This is a genomic window from Gordonia oleivorans (assembly GCF_040044975.1).
Lineage (GTDB): Bacteria > Actinomycetota > Actinomycetes > Mycobacteriales > Mycobacteriaceae > Gordonia > Gordonia oleivorans.
The window spans coordinates 207,115-233,602 of the sequence record NZ_JBDZDI010000002.1 but is presented as its reverse complement, the minus strand read 5'-3'; the positions used below and the strand labels follow the sequence as shown (position 1 = coordinate 233,602).

Annotated in this window: 18 protein-coding genes and 1 pseudogene; 7 read left to right on the top strand and 12 right to left on the bottom strand. The window is 67.4% G+C overall.

The features are described 5' to 3' along the window. Window positions 1-74: 74 nt before the first annotated feature. Entirely contained in the window at window positions 75-416 is a 342-nt protein-coding gene (locus tag ABLE92_RS04520) for a hypothetical protein (RefSeq protein WP_348803461.1), read from the bottom strand. After that, a complete protein-coding gene (locus ABLE92_RS04515) occupies window positions 413-1,411 on the bottom strand; it encodes an acyl-ACP desaturase (RefSeq protein WP_348803460.1) in 999 nt (332 codons plus the stop codon). Before ABLE92_RS04515 ends, ABLE92_RS04520 begins: the two co-directional genes overlap by 4 nt. A 220-nt stretch (window positions 1,412-1,631) precedes the next feature. On the opposite strand from ABLE92_RS04515, the gene ABLE92_RS04510 reads away from it, so the two are divergent. Then, on the top strand, window positions 1,632-2,345 hold the full coding sequence (locus tag ABLE92_RS04510; RefSeq protein WP_348803459.1) for a response regulator transcription factor: 714 nt from the start codon (window positions 1,632-1,634) through the stop codon (window positions 2,343-2,345). A 366-nt stretch (window positions 2,346-2,711) separates the two neighbouring features. On the opposite strand, the gene ABLE92_RS04505 is transcribed toward ABLE92_RS04510, so the two are convergent. The 6 genes from ABLE92_RS04505 to mqo all read right to left on the bottom strand — a co-directional run bounded on the left by ABLE92_RS04505 (window position 2,712) and on the right by mqo (window position 10,615). After that, complete coding sequence (locus ABLE92_RS04505) at window positions 2,712-4,364, bottom strand: GAF domain-containing sensor histidine kinase (RefSeq protein WP_348803907.1); 1,653 nt, start codon at window positions 4,362-4,364, stop codon at window positions 2,712-2,714. Beyond that, complete coding sequence (locus tag ABLE92_RS04500; protein WP_348803458.1) at window positions 4,351-5,817, bottom strand: cobyrinic acid a,c-diamide synthase CobB; 1,467 nt, start codon at window positions 5,815-5,817, stop codon at window positions 4,351-4,353. The genes ABLE92_RS04505 and ABLE92_RS04500 overlap by 14 nt, the downstream gene beginning before the upstream one ends. Window positions 5,818-5,821: 4 nt before the next feature. Beyond that, window positions 5,822-6,439 (bottom strand): cob(I)yrinic acid a,c-diamide adenosyltransferase, encoded by a 618-nt coding sequence (cobO, locus tag ABLE92_RS04495; protein ID WP_348803457.1) that lies wholly within the window; start codon window positions 6,437-6,439, stop codon window positions 5,822-5,824. A gap of 21 nt (window positions 6,440-6,460) precedes the next feature. Continuing rightward, window positions 6,461-8,503, bottom strand: a complete 2,043-nt coding sequence (locus ABLE92_RS04490) for a VWA domain-containing protein (protein ID WP_348803456.1) — start codon at window positions 8,501-8,503, stop codon at window positions 6,461-6,463. A 1-nt stretch (window position 8,504) separates the two neighbouring features. Next, window positions 8,505-9,035, bottom strand: coding sequence for a GNAT family N-acetyltransferase (locus tag ABLE92_RS04485; protein WP_348803454.1), 531 nt, complete (start codon window positions 9,033-9,035; stop codon window positions 8,505-8,507). A gap of 62 nt (window positions 9,036-9,097) precedes the next feature. Beyond that, complete coding sequence (gene mqo, locus ABLE92_RS04480; protein WP_348803452.1) at window positions 9,098-10,615, bottom strand: malate dehydrogenase (quinone); 1,518 nt, start codon at window positions 10,613-10,615, stop codon at window positions 9,098-9,100. 181 nt (window positions 10,616-10,796) lie between these two features. Between mqo and ABLE92_RS04475 the strand changes: the two genes are divergently transcribed. Next, window positions 10,797-11,855 (top strand): alpha/beta hydrolase, encoded by a 1,059-nt coding sequence (locus ABLE92_RS04475; protein ID WP_348803451.1) that lies wholly within the window; start codon window positions 10,797-10,799, stop codon window positions 11,853-11,855. A 3-nt stretch (window positions 11,856-11,858) separates the two neighbouring features. Next, entirely contained in the window at window positions 11,859-13,253 is a 1,395-nt protein-coding gene (locus tag ABLE92_RS04470; RefSeq protein ID WP_348803450.1) for a mycothione reductase, read from the top strand. A 295-nt stretch (window positions 13,254-13,548) separates the two neighbouring features. On the opposite strand, the gene ABLE92_RS04465 is transcribed toward ABLE92_RS04470, so the two are convergent. The 4 genes and pseudogenes from ABLE92_RS04465 to ABLE92_RS04450 form a co-directional block, all read right to left on the bottom strand. Further along, window positions 13,549-14,508 (bottom strand): prolipoprotein diacylglyceryl transferase, encoded by a 960-nt coding sequence (locus ABLE92_RS04465; RefSeq protein WP_348803951.1) that lies wholly within the window; start codon window positions 14,506-14,508, stop codon window positions 13,549-13,551. Window positions 14,509-14,704: 196 nt separating this feature from the next. Continuing rightward, a pseudogene (locus ABLE92_RS04460) lies at window positions 14,705-15,474 on the bottom strand (DUF222 domain-containing protein); the annotation flags it as partial. Window positions 15,475-16,037: 563 nt separating this feature from the next. Next, window positions 16,038-16,862, bottom strand: a complete 825-nt coding sequence (locus tag ABLE92_RS04455; RefSeq protein WP_348803448.1) for an alpha/beta fold hydrolase — start codon at window positions 16,860-16,862, stop codon at window positions 16,038-16,040. A 37-nt stretch (window positions 16,863-16,899) separates the two neighbouring features. Then, window positions 16,900-18,450, bottom strand: a complete 1,551-nt coding sequence (locus tag ABLE92_RS04450) for a cobyric acid synthase (protein ID WP_348803446.1) — start codon at window positions 18,448-18,450, stop codon at window positions 16,900-16,902. Window positions 18,451-18,589: 139 nt separating this feature from the next. Between ABLE92_RS04450 and ABLE92_RS04445 the strand changes: the two genes are divergently transcribed. The 4 genes from ABLE92_RS04445 (at window position 18,590) to ABLE92_RS04430 (ending at window position 26,487) form a co-directional block, all read left to right on the top strand. Further along, window positions 18,590-20,872: a protein kinase domain-containing protein gene (locus ABLE92_RS04445; protein ID WP_348803445.1), complete on the top strand. Its 2,283-nt coding sequence runs from the start codon at window positions 18,590-18,592 to the stop codon at window positions 20,870-20,872. Continuing rightward, on the top strand, window positions 20,869-21,921 hold the full coding sequence (locus ABLE92_RS04440; protein ID WP_348803443.1) for an RCC1 domain-containing protein: 1,053 nt from the start codon (window positions 20,869-20,871) through the stop codon (window positions 21,919-21,921). Before ABLE92_RS04445 ends, ABLE92_RS04440 begins: the two co-directional genes overlap by 4 nt. 95 nt (window positions 21,922-22,016) lie before the next feature. Further along, window positions 22,017-24,266 (top strand): protein kinase domain-containing protein, encoded by a 2,250-nt coding sequence (locus ABLE92_RS04435; protein ID WP_348803906.1) that lies wholly within the window; start codon window positions 22,017-22,019, stop codon window positions 24,264-24,266. Between the two features lie 109 nt (window positions 24,267-24,375). Further along, complete coding sequence (locus ABLE92_RS04430; protein WP_348803442.1) at window positions 24,376-26,487, top strand: protein kinase domain-containing protein; 2,112 nt, start codon at window positions 24,376-24,378, stop codon at window positions 26,485-26,487. The last annotated feature ends 1 nt before the right edge of the window (window position 26,488 follow it).

Genomic DNA, 26,488 nt, shown 5'->3' with positions numbered 1-26,488 from the left:
GGCACGCGGGCATGACCGTCGCCACGATGCCCGAGTGCGCCGGAACGTCGTTGTCCGAGTGGACCTTTGACCGGCTACTGCGGCAGCTCACCGGTACGGCGGATGTAGGACCACACATCCGCGGTCGGCACCCCGAGCCGATGCGCCGCCGATTGCAGCAAGGCACCGAGGAGCAGCGAACTGCAGTATTCGCCGGCGGCGGTGTCCTCGGCGTGACAGCGCACCTCGTTCCACCAGGTCGGATTGTGGTTCGCGGCGGCCTCGGCCATGGTGATCGCGGCGTGGAAGCCGACCGGGACGTCGGGTTCCGGTGCCGGTACCGGGCGTTCACAACTGCCGCAGCAGTCGCCGCAGCCCCCCGCCGCGGGTGCCGACGGCTCGATTCCCAGGTTCATCGGTAGGTCCGCGATCGTCATGCGCCCGCCATCGCCCTTCGCGACTCACGCTCCAGCGCCCGCTCGCGGGCCCGCTGGAACTTCTCCACCTTGACGTTCATCTCCTCGAGGAAGTCGGCGAGCTTGTCGCGGTACATGTCTCCGAGTGGGCCGAAGTCGTCGCGCTCGAAGATCCGCCACTTCCGCAGCACCGGCATCACCACCTCCGAAAGGTGTTGCGGCAGATCGTAGATGCCACCCTTGGCGATGAGCACCGCGTTGCGCCGGAAGTTCGGCATCGAGGCACCGGGCATCTGGAAGTTCGAGACGATCCCGTAGATGGCGGCCATCGCCTGATCGGGCACCAGGTCGAGCGCACCGGCGACGATGTTGCGGTAGAAGAGCATGTGCAGGTTCTCGTCCGCCGCGACACGCTGCAGCATCTTGTCGGCGATCGGGTCGCCGCACGCCTTGCCGGTGTTGCGGTGACTGACGCGGGTGGCCAGTTCCTGGAAGCTGACGTAGCTGACGGCGTAGAGCATGTCGAAGCTGTGATCGCGCTGACCGTCGTCCTCGGGCAGCGGATTGAATCCGTGCGTCATGTGCAGCATGCGGGTTTCCTCGAGTTCCACCGGGTCAACCCCGCGGGTGACGACGAGGTAGTCGCGCATCACCGTCGAGTGGCGCATCTCCTCGGCGGTCCACCGCCCGACCCAGAAACCCCAGGCGTCGTCGAGGGTGAAGTTGTCGGCGATCACGCGGTGATACGACGGCAGGTTGTCCTCGGTGAGCAGGTTGGTGATCATCGCCGCCTTCGCGACCTCCGACAGCTGCGACTGCTCGGGATCCCAGTCCACGCCGCCCAGAGCGGCGAAGTTGCGCCCGTCGTCCCACGGGACGTAGTCGTGCGGGTGCCAGTCCTTGGTCATCTTCATGTGGCGTTCGACTTCGGTCTCGCAGACCGGCAACAGTTCACGCAGCAAGTCGGAGCCGGTCATCCCGGCGTCACTGGTGGCTGGTCCGATGAGGGTGCTCACGCGTCGCTCCTAGTGCTCTTCGTGTCGGATCGTTACGACCGCGGCGGGATGTGCGTCGTTGCCACGCCCGCTCGGCGGTCCTCCCGGCGCGCGGCCCGACACGCGCTCCCGGTTCTCCACACTCTCCGCCACGTCCCACCCGTCACACGTGAGCCAAAGGTCCCCTGTCGGTGGGGACCGACGTCGCGATCTGGGCGGCCCGGTGCGGTAACTTCGTGTCATGTCCTCCGACGTCCATCCCGCTTCTGCCGACGATTCCGGTGGTGAGCTCGGCCACGACGGTGCGCCGACCGCACCGGTTCGGGTGTACCTCGTCGACGACCACGAACTCGTCCGGCGCGGTCTGCGTGACCTGCTCGGAACCGCCGGCGACATCGAGGTGGTCGGTGAGGCGGCGAGCGTCGGAGAGGCCCGCGTCGGCGTCCTGGCGGCCAAGCCCGACGTGGCGGTGCTCGACGTCCGATTGCCCGACGGCAACGGTGTCGAACTGTGCCGCGACATCCGCGCCGCCGATCCCTCCATCCACTGTCTGATGCTCACCAGCTACGCCGACGACGATGCCCTGCTCGCCGCCGTGCTGGCCGGGGCGTCCGGATTCGTGCTCAAGCAGATCCTCGGACACAACCTGGTGGCGGCCGTGCGCACCGTCGGCAAGGGTGGTTCGCTCCTCGACGATCGCAGCACGGCGGCACTTCTGGCGAAACTGCGCGACGGCAAGCAGCACACCGATCCGCTTGCCGAGCTGACCCATCAGGAGCGCGAGGTCTTCAACCTGATCGGCGACGGTATGACGAACCGCCAGATCGCAGAACGAATGTTCTTGGCGGAGAAGACAATCAAGAACTATGTCTCACGCATCCTCGCCAAACTCGACATGCAGCGCCGCACCCAGGTCGCGGTGATGGCGACCAAACTGCGCGACGGGAAGGCGTAGGCCTGCGGTCGAGCCGACCCAATGCGCCGGTCCCGCCGGTCGGTGGTGCGTAGTGGCGCGGCCAATCCGCCGGTCGGTGGTGCGTAGTGGCGCGGCCAATCCGCCGGTCGGTGGTGCGTAGTGGCGCGGCCAATCCGCCGGTCGGTGGTGCGTAGTGGCGCGGCCAGTCCGCCGGTCGAGGTGCGAGGAGCGCTAGCGACGAGCCTCGAGACCTCTTGTGCCAGAGCTGGAATCGGCCAATGCCGGTGTCATCAGGCAGGTGGTCAAAGCGACTGGCGGCTCGCCCTGGGGGCTCGCCGCGACTCCACAACGCACACCGACCAGCGGATCGGCCCACCACACCCCGACCGGCAGGACGCGCCCTCCTCACCCCTCGGCCAGCGGCACCGACCAGGTCAGCGTCGTGCCACCACCGCGCCCATCGCGCCGGCGTGGTGCGGTGTGGATGTCGAAGACGCCGTCACACTCTTCGGCGCGACGGGTCAGATTGTCCAGTCCCCGGTAGTTGACGTCCTTGGCGATTCCGACGCCGTCATCCTCGATCTCCACGGTCAGCACGTCGTCGGCGCTCACCGACACGGAGATGTGCTCGGCGTGCGCATGCCGGAGCGCATTGGAAAGCCCTTCGCGCAGCACGGCATCGATGTGTGGTCCGAGCGCATCGGGTACCACGGTGTCGACCGGGCCGATGAACTGCACGCTCGGCGCGATCGGCGCGTGCACCGACAACTCCGAGACGATGTCGAGGACACGACGACGCAACGTCGAGGTGTCGTGATGATCCGACACGGTCTGCAGATCGAAGATCGAGGTCCGGATCTGGGCGATCGTCCGGTCCAGATCGGTCATCACCTGCTCGAGACGCGCGGTGGTCGCCTCGTCGGTGGTCCCCGGCTGGGCGGCCGAACGTGCCTGCATCGTCTGGATCGACATACCGATCGCGAAAAGGCGCTGGATCACATGGTCATGCAGGTCACGGGCGATGCGATGCCGGTCCTCGAGTACCTCCAGATCGCGGGCGACCTGCTGCTGCTCGGCGTACACGATGGCCAGCGACGCCACCTCGGCGACACCGGCCAGACCGGCGATCTCCTCGTCCTCCCAGAACGTCTTCTCGCGGGCGGTGATCAGCAACCAGCCGAACGCCCCCGACGCGCGATGCAGCGGCTGCACCGTCGCCCACCCGGCCCCCGAACGTGACAGTTCCGAGTCGATCTCCTCGATCGGCACCACCGACAACCCGGTACCGGCGGGCAGTGTCAACCGCGACAGATCCAACCCGGTGCGGGTGGCCCCGGCGACCGACCGATCGCCCTGCTCGCCGGTGATCAAGTACACGTCCACCGCGTTGACCAACTCGGCCACGTCCGAACACATCCGGGACAGCGTGTCCGACAACGCGATTCCGGCCAGGGGCTCCGATCCGCGACGGGCGAGGATCTGCATCCACCGGTGTCGGGTGCGCGCACGCTCGAAGAGTTGGGCGTTGTCCACGGCGATACCCGCGGCCACCGCCAGGACGGCGATCAACGTCTCGTCGAGCTCGGAAAACTGTGCACCGCCCCGCTTCTCGGTCAGGTAGATGCGCCCGAAGATCGAGCCGCGGATGATGATCGGCGCGCCGAGGAAGGTGGTCATCGGCGGGTGATTCGGCGGGAATCCCACCGACGCCGGATGTTTGGCGAGATCGGGAATCCGGAGAACGTGCGGATCGTCCATCAGCACACCGAGCACACCGCGACCGACGGGCAGCGCCCCCATCCGTGCCCGCTCGACGGGTGTGATGCCGGTGTAGACGAACTCGCTGAGACCGCCATCCGGTCCGCGCACGCCCAACGCCCCGTAGCGGGCGTCGACGACGCCGACCGCCACCTCGACGATCCGCTGCAGAGCGCGGTCGAGTTCGAGTCCCTGCCCCACAACGAGGACGGCCTCGAGCAGGTCCCGAAGGATGTCGGGGTCGTCGACACCGTACTCGAGCAGAGCGTCGAGCACGGCCCGCAGTTCAGTTCCGGACATGGTCATCGCGGTCACCACCGATCGTCATAGCCGTCGTTGCCGCGTCGACGAATCGCGCGATCGCATGTGGCGTCGCCACCGGGTGTACGTGCAGGTAGGACGCGTGCACGCCGTCACCGATGGCCCCGTCGGTGACGGGCAGCCCAGTGACGCCACGCCATCCCCAGGCGGGTGCCCCCTGGTCGATGTCGACGTAGGAGCGGTGGAATTCGTGGCCGGTGACCCGTTCACCGGCTCGATACAAGACCGAATCGGCGATGGCGACGGCATCCCGGTATCCGAGATTCAACCGTGGACCGAAGACGCCGACACCGTCGATGACACCGGTCATCGCATGCCCGTCGAGCTCCCGGCAGAGGTAGAGCAGGCCGGCGCACTCGGCGTGGATCGCGCCTCCGGCGCGGGCATGGTCGGCAATATCGTTGCGTAGCAGCGTGTTCGCCGACAGTTCGGCAGCATGTTCCTCGGGGAACCCACCCCCGATGACGACGGCGGCGGTGCCGTCGGGAAGTCGGTCGGTCAGCGGATCGAACTCGGCGATGTCGGCACCCGCGGCCCTCAGCAGTTCGGTGTGCTCGGCGTAGCCGAAGGTGAAGGCCGCCCCGGCGGCCACCGCCACCACCGGGCGGGCCCGGGGAGGTGACACGTCCGGGCCGACGGCCTCGGCGATCGCCTCCGCCGCACTCCACGGTCGATCCGGGACCCCACGCGCGGCGTGTGCCGCCGCGACGATGGCCGGCAGGTCGAGTCCGGCGCCCACCGTCGCCGTCATTGCGGCCACCGCGGTCACCGCATCCGCGCTGCGTTCGGCGGCGGGTATCAGGCCGAGATGACGCGACGGGACCGCCAGCTCGGGATTGCGGTGCAGCACACCGAAAACGGGGAGACCGACCCGCGCACACGCCTGACGTAGGACCGCCTCGTGCCGCGGTGAACCGACACGATTGAGGATCACCCCGGCGATCCGCACCGACGGCGAGTATCCGAGGAAGCCGTGCAGCAGTGCGGCCAATGACTGACTGTGGCCGCCGGCGTCGACGACGAGGATCACCGGCGCACCGATCAGCGTCGCCACATGCGCGGTCGATCCCATGCCGATGGGGTCGGCCTCCGAGATGTCCGCGTCGTCGCCGATCCCGGTGATCCGCCCGTCGAACAGGCCCATCACCCCCTCCACGACGGCGATGTCGGCTCCGCCGCATCCCGCGGCGAACAGCGGGGCGATCATCTCCGCCTCAACGAGATTCGGGTCCAGATTGCGTCCCACCCGACCGGCCGCCACCGCGTGGTACCCGGGGTCGATGTAGTCGGGTCCCACCTTGAACGGCGCAACCCGGTGTCCGGCGGCGCGCAACGCGCCGAGCAGTCCGGTGGTCACCGTCGTCTTGCCGCTACCCGACGCGGGCGCGGCGATGACGACGGTGGGGATGCCGGTGGCCGTCGGCGACGTCACGGCCTCACCACTCGATACCCTTCTGCCCCTTACGACCCGAGTCCATCGGATGCTTGATCTTGCGCATCTCGGTGACCAGGTCGGCGGCGTCGATGAGCGACTGCGGGGCGCGGCGTCCGGTGATGACGACGTGTTGCCGGCCGGGTCGCGCGGCCAGTGCCTCGATGACCTCGTCGACGTCCACCCAGCCCCAGTCCAGCGGGTAGGTGAATTCGTCGAGGACGTAGAAGTCGTGTTCGTTCGCTGCGAGGCGCCGCGCGATCTCCGCCCACCCGGCGCGGGCCGCGGCGGCGTGGTCGTCGGTGTCATCGGCGTTGGCGCGCAACCACGACCAGCCCTGGCCCATCTTGTGCCACTCGACCGGTCCGCCCTGCCCGGTCCTCTCATGCAGTTCGCCGAGGGCGGTCATGGCCGACTCCTCGCCCACCTTCCACTTGGCGCTCTTGACGAACTGGAACACCGCGACCCGCATGCCGGAGTTCCACGCCCGCATCGCCATGCCGAACGCGGCGGTCGATTTCCCTTTCCCGTCGCCGGTGTGCACGGCGAGCACCGGGAGATTCCGGCGCTGCCGAGTGGTCAGGCCGTCGTCGGGAATGGCGGTCGGAACACCTTGCGGCACAGAATTTCTCCTCGACTATCGTTATGCGGCCGAATGGACGGGGCGGGCCAGGGCGGCCAGGCTCAGGTGCTCCATGGGCAACAGTTCCGCGTTGAGGTGCACCGCGAGCTCCGCCGCGAGACCCAGACGCACCATGCCCTGCTCACAGTCGACGACAACACTGTCGATGCCTTTGCGCCCGATCGTCTCGGCGGCCGCGCGGGCCCGGGGCGCGGCGTCGGCCCCCGCGGTGGCCCGGCCGTCGGTCAGGACCACCAGCAGGGGGCGTCGATGCGGATCGGCACGTCGGGCTCGGGTGATGACCTCGTCGGCGGCGAGCAGCCCCTCGGCGAGCGGGGTGCGTCCACCGGTGCGGACCGAGGCCATCCGACGCACCGCGATGTCGACCGACTTCGTCGGCGGCACAGCGACTTCGGCGCGCGAGCCACGCGCGATCACCACGGCCACCCGATCCCGTCGGGTGTAGGAATCGCGGAGCAGATCGACGCACAGTTCACTGACGGCGGCCAGTCGGCGGCGCGCGGTCATCGATCCGCTCAGATCGACGACGAAGACCACCAGATTGGCTTCCTGACCGATCCGCGCGGCCCCACGGAGATCTCTTTCGGCGACCCGTACCCGCCCGGCGTCGTCGACACCGCGGCCGGCCGCCGACAAGACCGTGCCGAACAGATGCATCGGTGTGCCGGGACCGAAATCGGTGGCGCCGATCGTCTGGCCACGTCGACTCCGGGCGCGGGATCGTCGGCCGGGTTCGCCGTCGCCGATGCCGTCGACACGCAGGCGACGCATCCGGCGGGCGGTCGCCGCGGCGGGCCCGCCGAACAGGGCCCCCGGCGCCGGACCGGCCGGCGTCGTCGACTCGGCACCCTCCTCGTCGTTGGGTGGGGCGGCGTCGTCGGATGGGGCAGCGTTGTTGGGTGGGGCAGCGTTGTTGGGTGGGGCGGGGTCGGGCGTGGAGGGCTCGGTGGAATCGCGGGGTGCCTCGCCCGTCGGTTCTCCCCCATCGGGTCCTGGGTCATCGGGTTCACGATCTCCGGACCCGGGATCGTCCGGTGGTTCCGGGGAATCATCATCGCCAGCGGCCTCAGCGCCGGCCGCCATCGCATCGTCGAGTTGCTGATCGCTGAGACCGGATTCGTCGAACGGGTTGCGTCGGCGCCGATGCGGCAGTGCCAGTTCGACGGCGACGCGCACGTCCTCGGCGTCGACCTCGGTGGCACCCCGCAACGCGGCGTGGGCCGTCGCGGTCCGTGCCACGACGATGTCACCGCGCAGTCCGTCCACCTGCAGGTGAGCACAGATCCCGGCGATCCGGCGCAGCTGCGACGTCGGGAGCGCAACGGAGTCGATACTTGCCCTTGCCGCCGAGATACGTTGCGCGAGTTCGTCTTCGGAATCCGCGTAGCGCGCCGCGAAACCCACCGGATCGGCGTCGAAGTCGATGCGACGACGGACGATCTCGACCCGTTCGTCGACGTCTCGTCCGGCGATCACATCGACGGCCAGACCGAAACGGTCGAGGAGTTGCGGACGTAGTTCTCCCTCTTCGGGATTCATGGTGCCGACGAGCACGAAGTCGGCGGATTGGGTGTGCGACACCCCGTCACGTTCGATCGTCACCCGCCCGCTCGCCGCGGCGTCCAGGAGAACGTCGACGAGGTGATCGGCGAGCAGATTGACCTCGTCGATGTAGAGCACTCCCCCGTCGGCCTGCGCCAGCAATCCGGGAGTGAAGTCGGCCCGACCGTCGCGCAGGACACCGGTGAGATCGAGCGATCCGATCACCCGGTCCTCGGTGGCACCGATGGGTAGTTCGACGACGCGGGCACCTTGACCGTCCGCGCGCGCGTCATGAATGAGTGGACCGAGCGCACGCACGATCGTCGACTTCGCGGTGCCCTTCTCGCCGCGGATGAGCACTCCACCGATCCCGGGTGCGATCGCACTGAGGATGAGGGCGAGTTTGAGTCGGTCCTGTCCGACGACCGCGGTGAACGGATACCGCACCGGTGCGGCGATCGGGTCGCGCGGGGTGTGTCCCGACGCAAGGTCTGCGGTCATCTCAGCTCACACCCGTCTCCGCCGGACCAGCACCGTCACGCACCATCGACACGTGGGGTATCCCGTCCTCGAGGTATTCGTCACTGTTGACCCGGAAGCCGAACTTCGCATACATCTGCGTCAGGTAGGTCTGCGCCTCGATCCGGCACACGTGTTCTCCGATGTCCTCGAGCGCGGCGGTCAACAATTGTGCGGTCAGGCCCATGCCACGGTGGGCCCGTTCGGTGCACACCCGACCGATACGGAATTCGGGCCTGCCATCGGGACCGACACCGTCCTGCATGACACGCAACGTCGCCGCCACCGGAGATCCCGTGCCGTCCACCTCGTCCGACACCGACGGCGACTCGGTGAACCACCAGTGATGAGTGGTGGACTCGAGGTCCCGGCCGTCGAGTTCCGGGTAGGGGCAGGCCTGCTCGACGACGAAGACATCGACCCGCAACCGCAGGATCCGGTACAGCGTGGCGGGATCGAGGTCGGCGGCGGCACTGTGATGCAGCCGGTACGCGTTCGACGTCGCTGAGCTCATGATGTCGTGACTATCACAGGACGCACGGGCCGTGCACCTTCCCGCACATCACACCGCCGCGGTCAGCCGGCCGAGGTCGCGACCGCGTCGGAGGACTGGGTGGCTCCGCTCTTGAGCTGCAGGCTGGCGCTGGTCCAATCCCACACCTGCCGGAACAGGTCGCGATTGCCCGAGAGCTTCTGGCCGAAGGACGGAATCATCTCGGTCAGCTTGGACGTCCACCCCTGATACTCCGTGGGGAAGCACTGCTCGAGCACGTTGAGCATCGCCGGAACGGCCGTGGACGCGCCGGGCGAGGCACCGAGCAGGCCCGCGATGGTGCCGTCACCGGCGGCGACCACCGCGGTTCCGAACTCCAGCGAGCCACCGACACCGGTCTTACGGATCACCTGGACACGCTGGCCCGCGGTGATCAACTCCCAGTCGTGCCCGAGGGCGCGGGGTACGAACTCCGACAGCGTCTTCACGCGGTCGGCGGGGCTGGCGGCGAGCTCCCCGATCAGGTACTTGAGCAGACCGAACTCCTGCGGCGCGATCGAGATCATCGGCAGCAGGTTGCCGGGCTTGATGGTCGCGGGCAGGTCGGTGACCTTGCCGCTCTTGAGGAACTTCGGCGACCAGCCGGCGTACGGGCCGAACAGCAGTCCCTTGGAGTGGTTGATGACGCGGGTGTCGAGGTGCGGCACCGACATCGGCGGGGCGCCGACGGCGGCCTGCCCGTACACCTTGGCCGCGTGCTGTTCGATCAGATCGGGGTTGGTGCAGCGGAAGAACTCACCCGACACCGGGAAGCCGCCGAAGCCCTTCGCCTCGGCGATACCCGACTTCTGCAGGAGGCTCAACGCGCCGCCACCGGCGCCCACGAAGACGAACTTGGCGTGCACCTGGGTCTTCTCGCCGGTGCGACGGTTCTTCACCTTGACGATCCAGCTGCCGTCGGATTGCTTGTTCAGGTTGGTCACCGAGTGACCGAAGTAGATGTCGCCGCCCTGGCTGACGAAGTTCAGCAACTGCTGGGTGAGTGCGCCGAAGTCGACGTCGGTGCCGTCGGTGAACCAGTTGAGCGCCACCGGATCGCTGAAATCGCGGCCCTGGGCCATCAGTGGCAGCCGTGCGCTGAACTCGGCCGGGTCGTCGATGAACTCCATGCCCTCGAACAAGACCTGTCCGGAGAGACGGTCGTAACGCTTGCGCAGGTAGTCGGCGCCGGCCTGACCGTGGGTGAAGCTGACGTGCGGGATCGGGTTGATGAACTCGCTGGGCGAGCCGAGGATGCCGTTGTCGACGGCGTGGGCCCAGAACTGACGAGACACCTGGAACTGCTCGTTGATGTTGATGGCCTTGTCGATGTTGACATCACCATCGGCGGTCTTCGGTGTGTAGTTCAGCTCGCACAGTGCCGAGTGACCGGTCCCGGCGTTGTTCCACGGGTCGCTGCTTTCGGCGGCGGCGGCGTCGAGCCGTTCGAACAGGCTGATCGACCAATTGGGCTCGAGCTGCCGCAGCAGCGCTCCCAGAGTGGCACTCATGATGCCCGCGCCCACCAACGCCACATCTGTCTTGATCACCGTTTCAGACACCTGGACCCCAATTCACGCAGCCGGGACGACCGTCGTCCCTTCTCGATAGCCCATTGTCCCCTATCGCGGCGCTCCGGCAGCATCGACTCCTGTCAAGTGTGGGCTGGGCGACACTGCACCCGGACTTTCGCACCCCCTGCGCTGGTCGATGCCGCCGGTGCCGCTTCACTACAGTGGTGGCGTGACGTCTCAGCAGGGCCTCGTCAACGCCGCCAGCAGCACCGGTGCCGTCGTCCACGGCTGGCAACCCGACCACTTCCTCGACCGCTACGAAACCTGCACCATCGACCTCGGGCCCGACCCCGACGGCGAGGATCCCATCACCGCGACCCTCGTCCGCCGCCCGGCCGGTCAGGCCGATGCCGAACGCGGAGCCGTGCTGTACGTGCACGGCCTGACCGACTACTTCTTTCATGAACCCCTCGCCGACCACTTCGCCGAACTCGGCTATGCGTTCTACGCGATCGATCTGCGCAAGTGCGGGCGTTCGCTGCTGCCCCAGCACACCCCGCACTACACCGCCGATCTCGCGGTGTACGACGAGGAGTTGCGCGCCGCGATCGACATCATCGGCGCCGACGTGGGCGCCGACGCCGAGATCCTGGTTGCCGGCCACTCCACCGGCGGGTTGGTTGCAGCACTGTGGCTCGACCGACTCCGCCGAACCGACCCAACCCGCCACGACCGCATCCACGGGTTGCTGCTCAACAGTCCGTGGTTCGATCTGCAGGGCGCGCCGTTGCTCCGTTCGTACCCGGTGACCCTGTTGTTCCGGATCGTGGCCGCGGTTCGGCCGAAAACCGTGATCCCGCAGGAGTTCTCATCCGCATACGGCGACAGCATCCACGTGAGCAAGTTCGGCGAGTGGAGCTACGACCTGGCAAAGAAGCCCCTCGGCGGGTTTCCCAAGACCTTCGGCTTCCTCAATGCCGCCCGAACGGCTCAGCGGCACCTGCACCACGGCATCGACGTCGGCGTTCCATCACTCGTCTTACGTTCTGACAAAACACATTTCAGCCCGCACTACTCGTCGGCGACCGACACCGCGGACGCCGTCCTCGACGTCGGGCAGATCGCCCAGTGGAGTGGCTGCCTCGGTAATCGAGTCACCACCGTGCCGATCACCGATGCCCGGCACGACGTGTTCTTGTCGGTGCGTCACGCCCGTGAGCAGGCCTACCTCGAGGTCGACCGATGGCTCGCGGCCCTGCACGAACAACAGACTGCGAAAGGTCACTAACCCGTGGGAACAACCACATCTGTCGATCTGGCCATCATCGGATCGGGCAGTGGAAACTCCATTCCCGACGATCGCTTCGCCGGGAAGAGCATCGCCATCTTCGAGGAAAGCATCTACGGGGGCACCTGCCTCAACGTCGGCTGTATCCCGACCAAGATGTTCGTCTACGCCTCCGAAGTCGCCGACATCGCCTCTCACGGTGAGAAGTACGGCGTTCATTCGCGTGTCGACGGGGTCGACTGGCCGTCGATCGTGTCGCGTGTCTTCGGGCGGATCGACCCAATCTCGGTGGGCGGCAAACGTTATCGCGTCGAGGACTGTGACAACATCACCGTCTTCGATTCCCATGTCGAGTTCGACGGTCGCGATGATTCCGGCCGCTATCGGCTCGTCACCGGGGATTCGGTGGTCCTCGCCGACGAGGTGGTCATCGCCGCAGGGTCGCGTGCCACCATCCCCACCCCGATCGCCGAGAGCGGCGTCCGCTACTACACCAACAATGACGTGATGCGGCTGGAGAAGCTGCCGCAACGGATGATCATCGTGGGCAGCGGGTACATCGCCGCCGAGTTCGCGCATGTCTTCGGTGCATTGGGTACCGACGTGTCCATCGTGGCCCGCGGACCGCGACTGCTCCGCAAGCTGGACGACGAGGTCTCGGAGCGGTTCACCGAGATCGCCCGGGACCGCTGGGATGTGCATCTCGACACGCAGGTGTCGGGGGCGGCGAATCTTCCCGGGGGCGGAGTTCGCGTCGACTTCGAGGATGGGACCCATCTCGATGCCGACGTGCTCCTGGTGGCCGTCGGCCGAGTATCCAACGCGGATCGGCTGGGGTTGAACACAATCGGACTCACCCTCTCTGATGACGGCCGGGTCATCGCCGACGAGCATGGCCGAACCGACGCCCCCGGCGTATGGGCGCTGGGCGACGTCAGTTCGCCGTACCAGCTCAAGCACGTCGCCAATCACGAACAGCGTGTCGTGCAGGCCAACCTGTGCAAGGGTTGGGACGCCGACGATCTCGAGTCCTTTGATCATCGATACGTTCCTGCTGCCGTCTTCACCCACCCCCAGATCGCCTGCGTCGGCATGTCGGAGGCGCAGGCCCGCGCGGCCGGCCACGACATCACGGTCAAGGTCCAGGCATACGGTGACGTCGCTTACGGCTGGGCGATGGAGGACTCCACCGGGTTCTGCAAACTGATCGCCGAGAAGGGCACCGGCAAACTGTTGGGCGCCCACCTCATCGGTCCGCAGGCTCCGACCGTCATCCAACCGGTCATTCAGGCGATGTCCTTCGGGCTCACCGCCCACGAGATGGCGCGCGGCCAGTACTGGATTCACCCGGCAATGCCGGAGGTCCTGGAGAACGCCCTTCTCGGACTGGAGATCTGACCCGGCCCGTTGGTCGATCCGACCGTCCCGTTGGTCGCGGTGTTTGAGCTCCGTGGAAACGGAGGACCGTGTCCGCCGGGCCGAGCTTGTCGAGGTCGAGGTCGAGGTCCCGTCCCGGTGGTCGAGCCGGTCCGGAGCGTTAGCCGCCGCGTTGAGCTCCGTCGAAACGGAGGACCGTGTCCGCCGGGCCGAGCTTGTCGAGGTCGAGGCCTCGCAAGGCAAGCGCTGTAACTCCCCACGGCCACAACGTTTCTGCGGCAGCGGAGCCCGGACAGTCCCGGTGGGGCGGGCTGGTTCAGGAGGTGTCGAGCCGGTAGTGGAGCCTGGCGGCCAGGACACGTTCGATCCGGCTGTTGCGCGGGTTCATGCCGATGGCGGCCAGTTCCTCGAGCTCACGCTCCCGGTCGGCATCGCTGGTACGGAATCCGCCATCACGGATGCGGCGCTCGCGTGCCTGACTTTCAGTGGCCGTGTCGCGGACACGAATCCGGGTACGTGAGGCACGATCCAGCCCGGCAACGGTGTCAGGGTCGTCGGGATCGTCGGTGATCGGAACACCGTCCCCGTCAAAGATGACCAGGTCGATCTCCCCGGTACCGGTGACACCAGGTTCGTCGGGGTGCTCGCCGCCTACGGCGTCGGGCCCGTCCCGCTGATCGGGTGGTTGGGGCTCAACAGGATCGGAATGGGCTGCGCCTGAATCGAACTCGTCGACGCCTGGTTCGGGTTGCTCAGCGACGCCGGACTTGCGGTCGTCACCCTCGTCGATGCTGTCGACGATGTTGGACGAGTCGACGGCCGGAGCCGGATGGTCACTCGAAACGCCACGATCGCACGGGGTTTCGGCCTCGACGGTCGGTGCCGCGCCCTCGTGGTCGTGGCGAGTGTCGTCCTCGGCCTCACCACGTGCTTCACCGTCAGCGGCTTCGGCTTCGATGTCAGCAGTTTCGGCATCGACCGCTTCAGCGTCGACCACGTCGGCGTCACGCAGGTCGGTGTCTGCGGGTTCGGTTGCGCCGGCACCACAATCGGTATCGGTGGTGTGGTCGCTGTGGATCTGGTCGCGGATCTGGTCGAGTTTCTGCTCGTAGAGGGCGGTGATGTCGGGATGGTCGTTGACGACCTTCGGGTTCTCCGGCATGCCGGGTGCGGCGTTGAGTTGCCACCAGCACCGTCCGGCGAGCGGTCCGTCTTCGTAGATGCCGGTGGTGTACTGACCCGGGGTTCGGCCCGACCATCCGGTTGTGCGGACCACACGCCGGCGCCAAATCGGTGATATCGGTTTTCCCGCCATCAGCCCAGTCCTCTTTGGCGTGATGCATTTCCGAATGCGACGCGGGTTGCCCGCAACCGGGGAACGAACACACCTCACCACCGGTGCGGGAGAACGACGCGATCCGCTGCTCGGTCGACGCCAACCGCCGCGCCCGCCCCAGATACAACGGGAGGTCGATGGCGTCGGAGAACACCGCCAGGAACTGCTGCACATCGTTGGGATCCTCGATGTCACCCAACGCACTCAGCAAATCCGGAATAGGAATCGTGGATCCGGAGGCGGTGGTCGCATACCCGGCACCGGCGAGCAGGTCCTGCAGGAAGGTCTTGATGATCAACGCAACCGGTAGTCCCCGATGCGTTTTGCCGAGCACCCCTTCTTTCATCGCCGACACCAACAACACGTGCATCGCATCATGATTGCGTTGCGCCTGGAACGATCGTCACGCTTGACCGCCGCGGCGAGCACGTCGGGGTCAGCATCCCCGATCGCGCCGGTCGGGGATTCCGGATCGTGCAAGTTGTTCATCCCGGGTTTGGCCCAGGCGTCCAGCATGGTGTCCCACAGGGCGCGGGTGATCGGGGGAAGGTGCCCGTTGAGTTTCGCCATCCCATCGACACGGGACTGGTTGATCCACAGGTTGCGACGCTGTTGGCGTTCCTTCTCCTCGACGAGCTGTCCGTCGGGGTCGAGGTGCGCCAAAATCCGGGCACCCATCTTGGTGATGCCGGCCGGAATATGCTCGGCGGCTTTCTCCCCGAGGGTGGCTTCGGCGGCGACCTTCTTGTCATGGGGTACGGCGTTGGGGATGTTGTCCAACGCTTCCAGTGCCGCCGACAGGTGGGTGTGGCCGATCAGACCCTGCTCATAGGCTTTGGAGAGGGTGGGATATTTCGGTTCCTCCGGTTGCCCGGTCAGCCCGTGGAATCGGGCGGTGGCCTTCATATGAGCGATGCGCATGGTGGGTTGCGCGATCCGCAGATCGTAGTTCAGGAAGTTCGACAGGCTGACTTTGCCGACCTTGCGGTGCACACCACGATCAGAGATTTCCAGGATCGCGCGATCACCCTGAAAGTGGGTACGGGTCGCGATCTGTTCGGACAGTTTCGCCGCTTCGATGACTTCGGTGTCGGAGCATGCGGTCATCGGAGTTTCGGCCAGTTCGTCGAGCATCGCGTTGATCTGGTGCATCAGCTGCAGTGGTCGCGACATAGGAGTGTCGGTGGTGTCTGTCATGCTGATGTCACCTCCCCCGAGAAGGCCGTTGTGGCGTATGTGTTCTATTATAGCGGTCCACATCTATATTCGCAAGGCTTTTCTACCCACAGGGTGTGCATGCGTGAATATGGTTGGGGTGCTGGCTATTTCCAGCCTTGCGTCACCGGGTCTCGACACGGTTCGTCGCTTGCGCTCCTCACCGGCTCGACCGGCGGGATGAGGGTGCTCGACGAGGCCGTTGGGACGCGTCAGGAGATGGGGTTGGTCGAGCGTCGCCTGACCGACGGCGCTCAGAAAACTGCTGAGCGCAAGGAGATCTCGCTGGCCAGTTCGGCCGGCGCGTGTTGCGGAATCCAGTGGTCGACGCCGGACAGTACGCAGAAGCGGAAGTCCGAGTAGGCATACCGCCCGCTCTGCTCGGCCTGCTCACGCCCGAGCGCAGAGTCGGCGTCGCTCCACACCATGGTGGTGGGAATCTCGACGGGTCGGCACGACATCGTCTTGGCGATGTCGGTGGTGAAGTTCGCCCGGTACCAGTTCAACGCCGCGGTCATCGCCCCCGGTTCCTTCAGTGGGGCAAGCTCTTCCGCAGTGACACCCGCCCGACGCAGCAGTACACCGTTGCGCGCGAGGAGCTTCTCCTCCGCACCGTCGGCAATGAAATCCTTGATGTAGGAGGATCTTTCCCGTTGATCACTGGTGTCCAGTGAATCTCGGGTCGCCGACGGGTGACCCGTGCTGACCGCGACGAATCCGGTGAACCTGTCTGGATGCTTGGCGGCGAGGTGCCAGGCAACCAGCCCTCCCCAGTCGTGTCCGACCAACAACGCGTAGTGCACGCCGAGCGCATCGAGGATGCCGATCGCATCGTCGACGAGATGATCGATCCGATAATCCTCGACCTTGTCGGGACGGGCACCCGGGCTGTAGCCGCGCTGGTTGGGCACGATGGTCCGCAATCCCGCCTCATGAAGACGCGGGACGACGGCGTCGTAGCACGAACCGTTCACCGGAAAGCCGTGAAGGAGTAGCACCCAGGGGCCCTTGTCCGGGCCCCCGGTGGTGACCTCGAAACTCAGATCCCCCACATCGACCGTGCGCTGTTGTGTGTCCACTCGGTCCAGCCTAGGTGATCGCCGACACGTCAGAGGTTCAACACGGGCGCGGAATCAGCGCGCTGGCGATGATCGGCAGGTCCGCGCGAGCTCCGGCGGCGAGGATGTCCACGACGGCGTCGAGATCGAGATGCTCGACCACCAGATCCGCGATGCGGTCGACCTGCTCGGCGCGCACGTCGGCGAAGGTGACGGTTTCGTCGGGCTCGAACTCGCTATGGCCCGATTCTCTTGCGACCCAACAGAGGAAGTCCCGGCGAAACCCGTCCGAGGCGAGCAAGCCGTGCCAGTGTGTCCCCCGTACCGATCCTCGAGCCGCGCCTTCGTCGCCGAAACGGTCGTCGCGCAGCCAGGGTTCCTCGGCGGAACGCGTCACCCGTCCGTGATGGATCTCATATCCGCTGATCGGGAGACCGCCACCGGTGCCACTGACCTCGCGGAGGATCTTCTGCTGATCGAACTCCACGTCGATGTCGAGGAGGCCGAGACCGTCCACCCGCTCGTGTCCCGTCGCCGACTCCACATCGTCGACGATGAGTCGGCCGAGCATCTGGAATCCTCCGCAGATCCCGAGGATCGGCCGGCCGGCAGCAGCCCTCGCCTGCACGGCGCTGTCGATCCCCCGTGACCGCAGCCACGCGAGGTCGGACACGGTGGCCCGAGTGCCCGGGAGTACCACCAGATCAGCGGAGGCGACGCTGCCCGGATCGTCCACCCACGTGACGTCCACGCCCGGATCGCATGCCAAGGCCTCCACGTCGGTGGAGTTGGAGATCCGAGGTAGCCGGATCGCGGCCACCGTGAGGTTGCGGCCCGACCGATCCGACGTCCCGAGCGGTCCCACCCGACGGCCGACCGGCGACGACAGCGAATCCTCGGCATCGATCCACAGGCCGGTGTCGAACGGCAACACGCCCAGCGTCGGCCGTCCGGTCAACGCCTGCAGCTGCATCAGTCCCGGTTCGAGGATCGACACATCGCCACGGAACTTGTTGATGATGTAGCCGGCGATGCGCGTCTGATCCGCGCTGTCCAGGATGGCGGTGGTACCGAAGAGGTGCGCCAGCGATCCGCCGCGGTCGATGTCGGTGACGAGCAGCACCGGAAGGTCGGCAGCCTGCGCCAATCCCATGTTGGCGATGTCGGTATCACGCAGATTGATCTCGGCGACCGAACCGGCACCCTCACAGATGACGACATCGAATTCGTCACGTAGCGAGGACAATTCATCGGCGACCACCTCGAGTAGATGGGACCGGCGCGTGATGTAGTCGCGAGCGCCCACGTCGCCGGCCGGCTGCCCACGCACGATCACATGCGACCGTCGATCACCGCCCGGCTTGAGCAGCACGGGATTGAATCGGGTCGACGGTTCCAGACCACAGGCGTACGCCTGCAACGCCTGCGCGCGACCGATCTCGCCGCCGTCGATCGTGACCACCGAATTGTTGGACATGTTCTGGGCCTTGAACGGCGCGACCCGCACGCCCTGTCGCGCCAGCGCCCGGCACAGCCCGGCGACCACCAGGCTCTTGCCGGCGTCCGAGCTCGTCCCCCCGATCAGTACGGCACCACGAATCCCGGTCACCTCGGTCACCCTATCGGTGCGTTCGTCGTTCGGGTGCTTTCCGCGCCGTCGATCAGAGCCCGCCTCCGCCATCCGCGTCGACGCGGGGCCCCCGGGGTTCGATACCCTCACCCGAGAACGTCGGGGTGAGGAGATATCGATGGCACTGGCCGCCGGTGCGACCTTTGCCGGTTGTCGCGTCATCGAACAGCTGGGTGCCGGCGGCATGGGCGAGGTCTATCTCGTCGAACACCCGCATCTCGGACGTCGTGAAGCACTGAAGGTGATCTCGGTTCGCTCCGACGACCCGTCGTTCTCCGAGAGATTCACCAGCGAGGCCCGGACCGCGGCGTCCCTCGATCACCCCGACATCGTCACCGTCTATCACTACGGGATCGAGGACGGCCAGCCGTGGTACACGATGGCCTATATCGCGGGCACCGACCTGTCCGGTGCGGGCCCGCTCCCGCCGCACGAGGTAGTTGCGATCCTGACCCGGGTGGCCGACGCGCTCGACGATGCTCACGCTCACCGAATCATTCACCGCGACATCAAACCGGCCAACATCCTCGTCACCCGCGGCGCCGACGGTTCCCTCAACCGGGTCACGGTGCTCGACTTCGGCATCGCACGCCTTCTCGACAGCACCAGGATGACGACGTCCAACGCGTTCATCGGCACCGTCGCCTACGCCGCGCCCGAGGTCCTCACCGGCTCGGCGGCGAGTCCGGCGTCAGATCAATATGCGTTGGCGTGCACGACCTTCGAATTGTTGACCGGCCGCGCGCCGTACGTCGCCGACAATCCGGGCGCGTTGATGATGGGTCATATCAACTCACCCATTCCGCGGGTGTCTGCAGCCGACCCCACCCTGGCACCGTTCGACGACGTGTTTCGACGTGCACTCGCCAAGACCCCCGAGCAAAGGTTCCCGAACTGCGCCGCGTTCGCCTCGGCCTTTGCCAACGCCGCGGCTCACATGGGACCGTCCGCCCCAGCCCCGGCCGCGCACTTCTCACCGGTGCCGGGTGTCGCGCGTCCTCCCGTCCATCCCCACGTGGCAGCGCCCGCATGGAACCCGCAACCTCCACGTGGACGGCCGCGACGTGGACTGGCGATCGGTGTCGGCGTCGCGGCATTGGTTCTCGTGATGGCGCTCGTCGCCGTCGTGGTGGCAGTTGTCGCCGACGTCGGCGATGCGGACTCGACATCGGCACTGCCGCGCTCCGAGTTCCTGGTGCAGAATCCCGCGGAGATCCCCGTCGGTGGTTGGGTGAGTACATCGGTGGGTGCCGGTCACGCGTGTGCCATCGCGACGGCCGGATCGGCGTACTGCTGGGGAAACAACGATGCGGGCCAACTGGGCAACGGCATCAGCACCGGCGCGCCGGTGGTCCCGGTGAAGGTCGTCGGGCTCGCCCACGTGACCGCGATCAGCGCCGGGTCGGGCCACACCTGCGCCATCGACTCCGGTCGGGCATGGTGCTGGGGCGAGAACGACAAGGGACAACTCGGCAACCGATCCACCACCGACAGCGCGACTCCAGTCGAGGTCGTCGGCCTCACGGACGTCACGGCCATCTCCGCGTCGATCAACGTGACGTGTGCGGTGGCCCAGGACGTTCCGTATTGCTGGGGTAAGAGCACTTTCGCGCTCGGCGATGGTTCATCCACCGCGAGCACGACGCCGGTACGGGTACTCGGGCTGACGGATTCGACGTCGGTGAGCACCGTCGCCAACACCTCGTGTGCCACGGCAACCGGCGGGACCGTGTTCTGTTGGGGCGGCGGGAGCCGGGGCACGCTCGGGGACGGGCGATCCCTGGCCTCGGACGAGACCGACTCGACGGTTCCGGTGCGCTCGGGCACCCTGACCGGGGTGTCGCAGGTGTCGGTGGGCTCACTGTTCGGGACGGCCTGTGCGCTGTCGAAGGCCGATGTGTACTGCTGGGGCGACAATCATTCGGGCCAGGCAGGCGTCAACGAATCGGGCGAGCGAGGTGCGCCGAACCTGCTGGTCCCTCGACAGGTGCACGGAGTCGACGATGTGACATCGATCAGCGTCGGCGATGCCCACACGTCCCGGTTCCGGAGGAGGTCGACGCGGTATTCGCTCGAGCCCTCGCCAAGGATCCGGCGGAGCGGTACGCGAGCTGCCGCGAGTTCAGCGCTGCTCTCGCGCACGCGGCGTCCGCACCCCGGAACGCACCGCCGATCAGCGCACCGACGACGGATGCGTCGTCCGCGATGCCGACGGTGTTCTCCGGTGCTCCGACCGTCGCGCCGGGGTCCGCTCCGCCACCACCGGTGCTCGCGCAGCCTGCCGCGGGGCAATCGTCCACCGGCCATCGGCGGGGACGCGGGTCCCGCTCCGCACGACGAACTGTCGTACTCGGTGGCGTACTCCTGCTCCTCGCCGCCATCGCGGGTGTCACTCTCGTGACGTCGGTCGGCGACGGATCGGACGCGCCGACCACCGCATCACGGGAGTCGACCGTCGGCGAGTGGACCGCCGTCAGCACATCCACGAACGTGACCTGCGGAATCAAGAGTCGTGGGCTGTTCTGTTGGGGCGACAACGAATACGGCTCCGTCGGCGACGGCACCACCACCGATCGCTCGGTTCCCACGCCCGTCCACGGGCTCGGCGACGTCTCGTCGGTGTCGGTCGCCTACGGGCAGGCCCGGGCCTGCGCCGTGAGCGACGGCGACGTGTACTGCTGGGGCCAGAACGCCTCCGGTGGCGACATCAAACCGACCCGAGTCGACGGCATCTCCGGTGCCAGCGAGGTCACCGCCGGAGTGACGACCTGCGCCGTGCGGCAGTCACAGGCCTACTGCTGGGGAAGCAATGTCGACGGCGGCACCGGTACCGGATCCACGATCGGCTTCATCCCGGAGCCGACGCGGGTGATCGGACTCGAGGATGTGGCATCGATCGCCACCGGCGTCGGCACCACCTGTGCGATCACCCACGCGGCCGACCTGTACTGCTGGGGGAGGAACACCACCGGACAGGTCGGTGACGGGACCACGCAGAATCGGCTGACGCCGGTGAGGATCGCGGGACTGCGGTCGGTCACCTCGGTGACCCTGGGCGCCGACGCGACCTGCGCCGTCGCCGACGGGACCGTCTACTGCTGGGGTTCCGGGCCCGTCGGCCGTCCGGAGAATGGCCGGGTCGGCCACCTCAGCCCCACCCCGGTGGGTGTGAGCGGTGCCCGCGACGTCGTCCTGACCAGCAACGGCGGCTGCGCAACGGTGAACTCCGGCCGCGTCACCTGCTGGCAGGTCCTCGACACGGCGCCACCGTCGACGCCTGCGGTGCTGCCCGAACTGGATCAGGTGACGAACCTGGTGGGTGTGGCGAACACGTGCGCGATCTCGGCCGGTCACCTGTACTGCTGGGGACGCAACAACGCGGGGCAGCTCGGCGACGGGACCACGACCACGTCGTTCGGCACACCCGCACGCGTCAGCGACCCGGAATGACGGTGCGTGCAACGTTCTCGGCGTGCCCCCCTTCCACCACGTTTCGCTACAGTTGAGCGCACATTTGTCGACGAAGTCGGGGGAATCGACGCGTGATGCTGCTCCAGCCCGGCACGATGTTCGCCGGCTACCGCGTCATCCGCCGGCTCGGTGCCGGCGGCATGGGCCAGGTCTACCTCGTCGAACATCCCTCTTTGCATCGCCGCGAGGCGCTCAAGATCATTTCCGCCAACACCGACGACCCCGACTTCTTTCATCGTTTCGCCAACGAGGCCCGAGTGGCAGCGTCCCTCGATCACCCCGGCATCGTCACCGTCCATGCGCATGGCGTCGAGAACGGCACACCGTGGTTCACCATGAGCTATCTGGAGGGGCGCGACCTCTATCACAGCCCGGCGCTGCCGATCGAGGATGTGTCCCACATCATCGGCAGAGTCGCCGACGCCCTCGACTACGCCCACGCCCGCCGCATCATCCACCGCGACATCAAACCCGCCAACATCGTCATCACCACCGACCCCCACGGCCACCCCGACCGCGTCACCGTCCTCGACTTCGGCATCGCCCGACTCATCGACGCCCCCAAGATGACCGCCACCAGCGCCTTCATCGGCACCCTCGCCTACGCCGCACCCGAGGTCCTGAGCGCCGCCGACGCCGGCCCACGATCTGATCAGTATGCGTTGGCGTGTACGGCATTTGCGCTGTTCTCGGGCACCCCACCGTATCCGGCGAACACGCCGGGGCAGCTCATCGCCGGCCATATCCGCTCGCCGATACCGCGGCTGTCGGAGCGGGTTCCGGTACCGGCGGCCGTCGACGCCGTCCTCGCCCGGGCGTTGGCGAAGAATCCGGCGGAACGCTTTGCGACCTGCCGTGAATTCGCGACCGAGCTTCGCCACGCGGCCGCGGTGACCCAACCGATGGCCGCCCGCGGCGCACCGACGTTGGTGCCATCGTCGCCGGCGCCATCGACGAGTCCGTTGCCCCCGCGGGGGCCGGTTGCCATCGGCGCGGCCCCGCCCGCTCGGCGAGTGTCGGCGCCCCCGCCGCGATCGCCCGGACACAGCACACCGCCGCTCGCGCCGGCTCCCGGACCTGCGCCGATCCACCCTCAGCAGTTCTCCCCCACGCAGCTGCGTTCGCCGCTCCGGCCGCCGGTGAACCCGGCACCCCCGAAGGAGTCACGGCGCCGAGCCGCCGTGATCGCCGGCGCGGTGCTCGGCATGGTGGTCGTCGTCGCGGTGATCACCGGTGTCAAGGTCTGGGTGTCGGGCGCCGACGAGGCACCGTCCACCGTTCCCGTGGCCACCGACTCATCCGACCCGTCGACGAGCCCGGCGACGCAGATCACCGGCGACTGGACCGCTGTCTCCGCGGGCGGATCGGTCACCTGCGGCATCAAGGGCGGGACGCTGTTGTGCTGGGGTGACAACGACTACGGTTCCATCGGCGATGGCACCGCCACCGACCGCACCGTCCCCACCCCTGTCAAGGGACTCGGCGAGGTGTCGGCGGTGTCGGTCGCCGTCGGAACCGCCGAAGTGTGCGCGGTGAGCGGCGGCACGGTCTACTGCTGGGGCCAGGAATTCGGGAGTGGTGATGTCCGACGCACCCCGGTCCGTATCGACGGAATCTCCGATGTGACCGCCATCTCCACCTCGGGGACCAACACCTGCGCAATCCGGCAGGCCGAGGCGTACTGCTGGGGCAACAACGTCTACGGCACCGCCGGAACGGGGACGACGTCACCGTCGGTGAACACCCCCACGAAGGTCCCGGGACTGCGGAACGTGACCGCTGTGGCGGTGGGCATCGGCAACGCCTGTGCGATCACGCGCGCCGCGGACCTGTACTGCTGGGGAAAGAACGAGACCGGTCAGATCGGTGACGGAACGCAGCAGAACCAACTGTCCCCGGTGAAGATCGACCTTCCAGCGGTGACGTCGGTGTCTCTCGGCCCCAACAACACCTGTGCCGCCGCGGGGCAGGTCTACTGCTGGGGATACGCCGCCGGCCAGTACCCGGCCGGCACCGAAACCGACCATCTGCTCCCGGAGACCGTCGGCGTCGACGCTGCGCGCGATGTCGCGAACGGTGGAACCGGCGGCTGTGCGTCGGTGGCCGACGGGCATGTCATGTGCTGGGGTCCCTACTCCCCTGAGTCGGAACCGAGCTCCCTGCCCACCCTCGACCGCGTGACGAGGTTGGTCGGGTTGGGCAACATGTGCGCGATCTCGGCGGGTCAACTGTATTGCTGGGGACTCAACACCTCGGGCCAGCTGGGCAACGGCTCTTCCGCGAGTTCGTTCAATCAGCCCGCCCGCGTCCGGGATCCGGAGTGATCGCGAGGCGCGGGGCCCATCGACCCCCGGACGCCTGCGCGGGTTCCGTCGGGGATGGTTGGCTACAGTTGATCGCACATTTGTCGACGCAGTTGGGGGGAATCGGCGCATGACGCTGCTCGAACCGGGCACACTCTTCGCCGGCTACCGCGTCATCCGACAACTCGGCGCCGGCGGCATGGGCCAGGTCTACCTCGTCGAACACCCCTCACTCCACCGCCACGAAGCCCTCAAAATCGTCTCCACCGGAACCGACGACCCCGACTTCCTCGCCCGCTTCACCAACGAAGCCCGCATGGCCGCCTCCCTCGACCACCCCGGCATCGTCACCGTCTACGCCCACGGCATCGAAAACCGCACCCCCTGGTTCACCATGACCTACCTCCAGGGACACGACCTCGACCACCACCCCCCACTCCCCATCGACGACACCCTCCACATCACCACCCGCGTCGCCGACGCCCTCGACTACGCCCACGCCCGCCGCATCATCCACCGCGACATCAAACCCGCCAACATCGTCATCACCACCGACCCCCACGGCCACCCCGACCGCGTCACCGTCCTCGACTTCGGCATCGCCCGACTCATCGACGCCCCCAAGATGACCGCCACCAGCGCCTTCATCGGCACCCTCGCCTACGCCGCACCCGAAATACTCAACGGCGCACCCGCCACCCCCGCCTCCGACCAATACGCCCTGGCCTGCACCACCTTCACCCTCCTCACCGGCACCCCACCCTTCCCCGCCACCAACCCCGGCCACCTCATCTCCGGCCACCTCCACGCCCCCATCCCCCGACTCTCCGAACGCATCCCCACACCACCGGCAGCCGACGCGGTCATCGCACGAGCCATGGCCAAAAACCCCACCGACCGCTACCCCACCTGCCACGACTTCACCACCGACCTCCACCGCGCCATGTCGTCCCGCGGTGCACCGACGTTGATACCGGGCGCGGTACCGATGCCGCCGCAGCACCCCGGCGCACCGGGTACCGGCCTGACCCCTGCCACGCCTGCGCCACCCGCTCCGACGTCGCCGCGCGGGTCATCGGCACGGCGAACGGCCCTGCTGGTGACCGCTGCAGTGAGTGTGCTGCTCCTCGTCGCGGCCGTCGCGGGTGTCGCCGTCTGGTTGTCGGCGGGTGACGAACCGTCCACGCCGCCGGCCGCCGCGTCGGGAACCGGTGCGCCGGCGGCCACGAGCGCGCCGGACGCGAGCGGTGACTGGACCGCGGTCAGCACCTCGACGACCGTCAGCTGTGGGATCAAGGGGCGTGCGCTGTTGTGTTGGGGTGACAACGATTACGGCGCCGTCGGTGACGGCACGACCACCGACCGCACCGTCCCGACGGCGGTCACGGGCATCAGTGATGTCTCGTCGGTGTCGGTGGCGTTCGGTCAGGCCCGGGTCTGTGCGGTGAGCAAGGGCGACCTGTACTGCTGGGGTCAGGATCTCGCGGGCGGCGACATGCAGCGAATCCCCACTCGCGTCGACGGCATCTCCGATGTCAGTGGGGTTTCCTCCGGGATCGCCACGTGTGTGGTGCGTCGGGGTGAGGTGTACTGCTGGGGAAACAACGTGTACGGAAGTGCCGGCGTCGGAACGACATCCACGTCGGTGGCCGATCCGACGAAGGTGGCCGGTCTGGAGAACGTGGCGTCGATCACGAGTGGGGTCGCCACCACCTGTGCCATCACTCGCGGGGCCGAACTGTACTGCTGGGGCCAGAACAACACCGGCCAGGTGGGCGACGGCACCCGGGAGAACCGCGCAACCCCGGTGAAGATCCCCGGACTACGTTCGGTCACCTCGGTCAGTCCCGGCACCAGCAATACCTGCGCCGTGGCCGAGGGGCAGGTCTACTGCTGGGGGTACGGTCCCGGCCAGTATCCCTCGGGCACCGAGAACGAGCATCTGCGCCCCGAGCCGATCGGACTCGACGGCGCACGATACGTCGCCAACACCGGGACCGGTGGATGCGCCGCGGTCGTCAGCGGCCACGTCTCGTGCTGGCGTAGTGGTGGCGACGTGGCGCCGACGCCCGCCGACGTGGCGGGCATCGATCAGGTGACGGCGCTGGACGGCAACATCAACGTCTGCGCGATCTCGGCCGGCCGGCTGTACTGCTGGGGTCTCAACAATGCCGGGCAACTCGGCGACGGGACGACGACCACCTCGATCGATCAGCCGGTGCGGGTCCGCGATCCGGCGTGAG

Excerpts from the sequence above, each read along its gene's own strand:
- ABLE92_RS04520 (WP_348803461.1), bottom strand. The coding sequence starts at position 416 with ATGACGATCGCGGACCTACCGATGAACCTGGGAATCGAGCCGTCGGCA.
- ABLE92_RS04510 (WP_348803459.1), top strand. The coding sequence starts at position 1,632 with ATGTCCTCCGACGTCCATCCCGCTTCTGCCGACGATTCCGGTGGTGAG.
- ABLE92_RS04505 (WP_348803907.1), bottom strand. The coding sequence starts at position 4,364 with ATGTCCGGAACTGAACTGCGGGCCGTGCTCGACGCTCTGCTCGAGTAC.
- ABLE92_RS04490 (WP_348803456.1), bottom strand. The coding sequence starts at position 8,503 with ATGACCGCAGACCTTGCGTCGGGACACACCCCGCGCGACCCGATCGCC.
- ABLE92_RS04485 (WP_348803454.1), bottom strand. The coding sequence starts at position 9,035 with ATGAGCTCAGCGACGTCGAACGCGTACCGGCTGCATCACAGTGCCGCC.
- ABLE92_RS04445 (WP_348803445.1), top strand. The coding sequence starts at position 18,590 with ATGGCACTGGCCGCCGGTGCGACCTTTGCCGGTTGTCGCGTCATCGAA.
- ABLE92_RS04435 (WP_348803906.1), top strand. The coding sequence starts at position 22,017 with ATGCTGCTCCAGCCCGGCACGATGTTCGCCGGCTACCGCGTCATCCGC.
- ABLE92_RS04430 (WP_348803442.1), top strand. The coding sequence starts at position 24,376 with ATGACGCTGCTCGAACCGGGCACACTCTTCGCCGGCTACCGCGTCATC.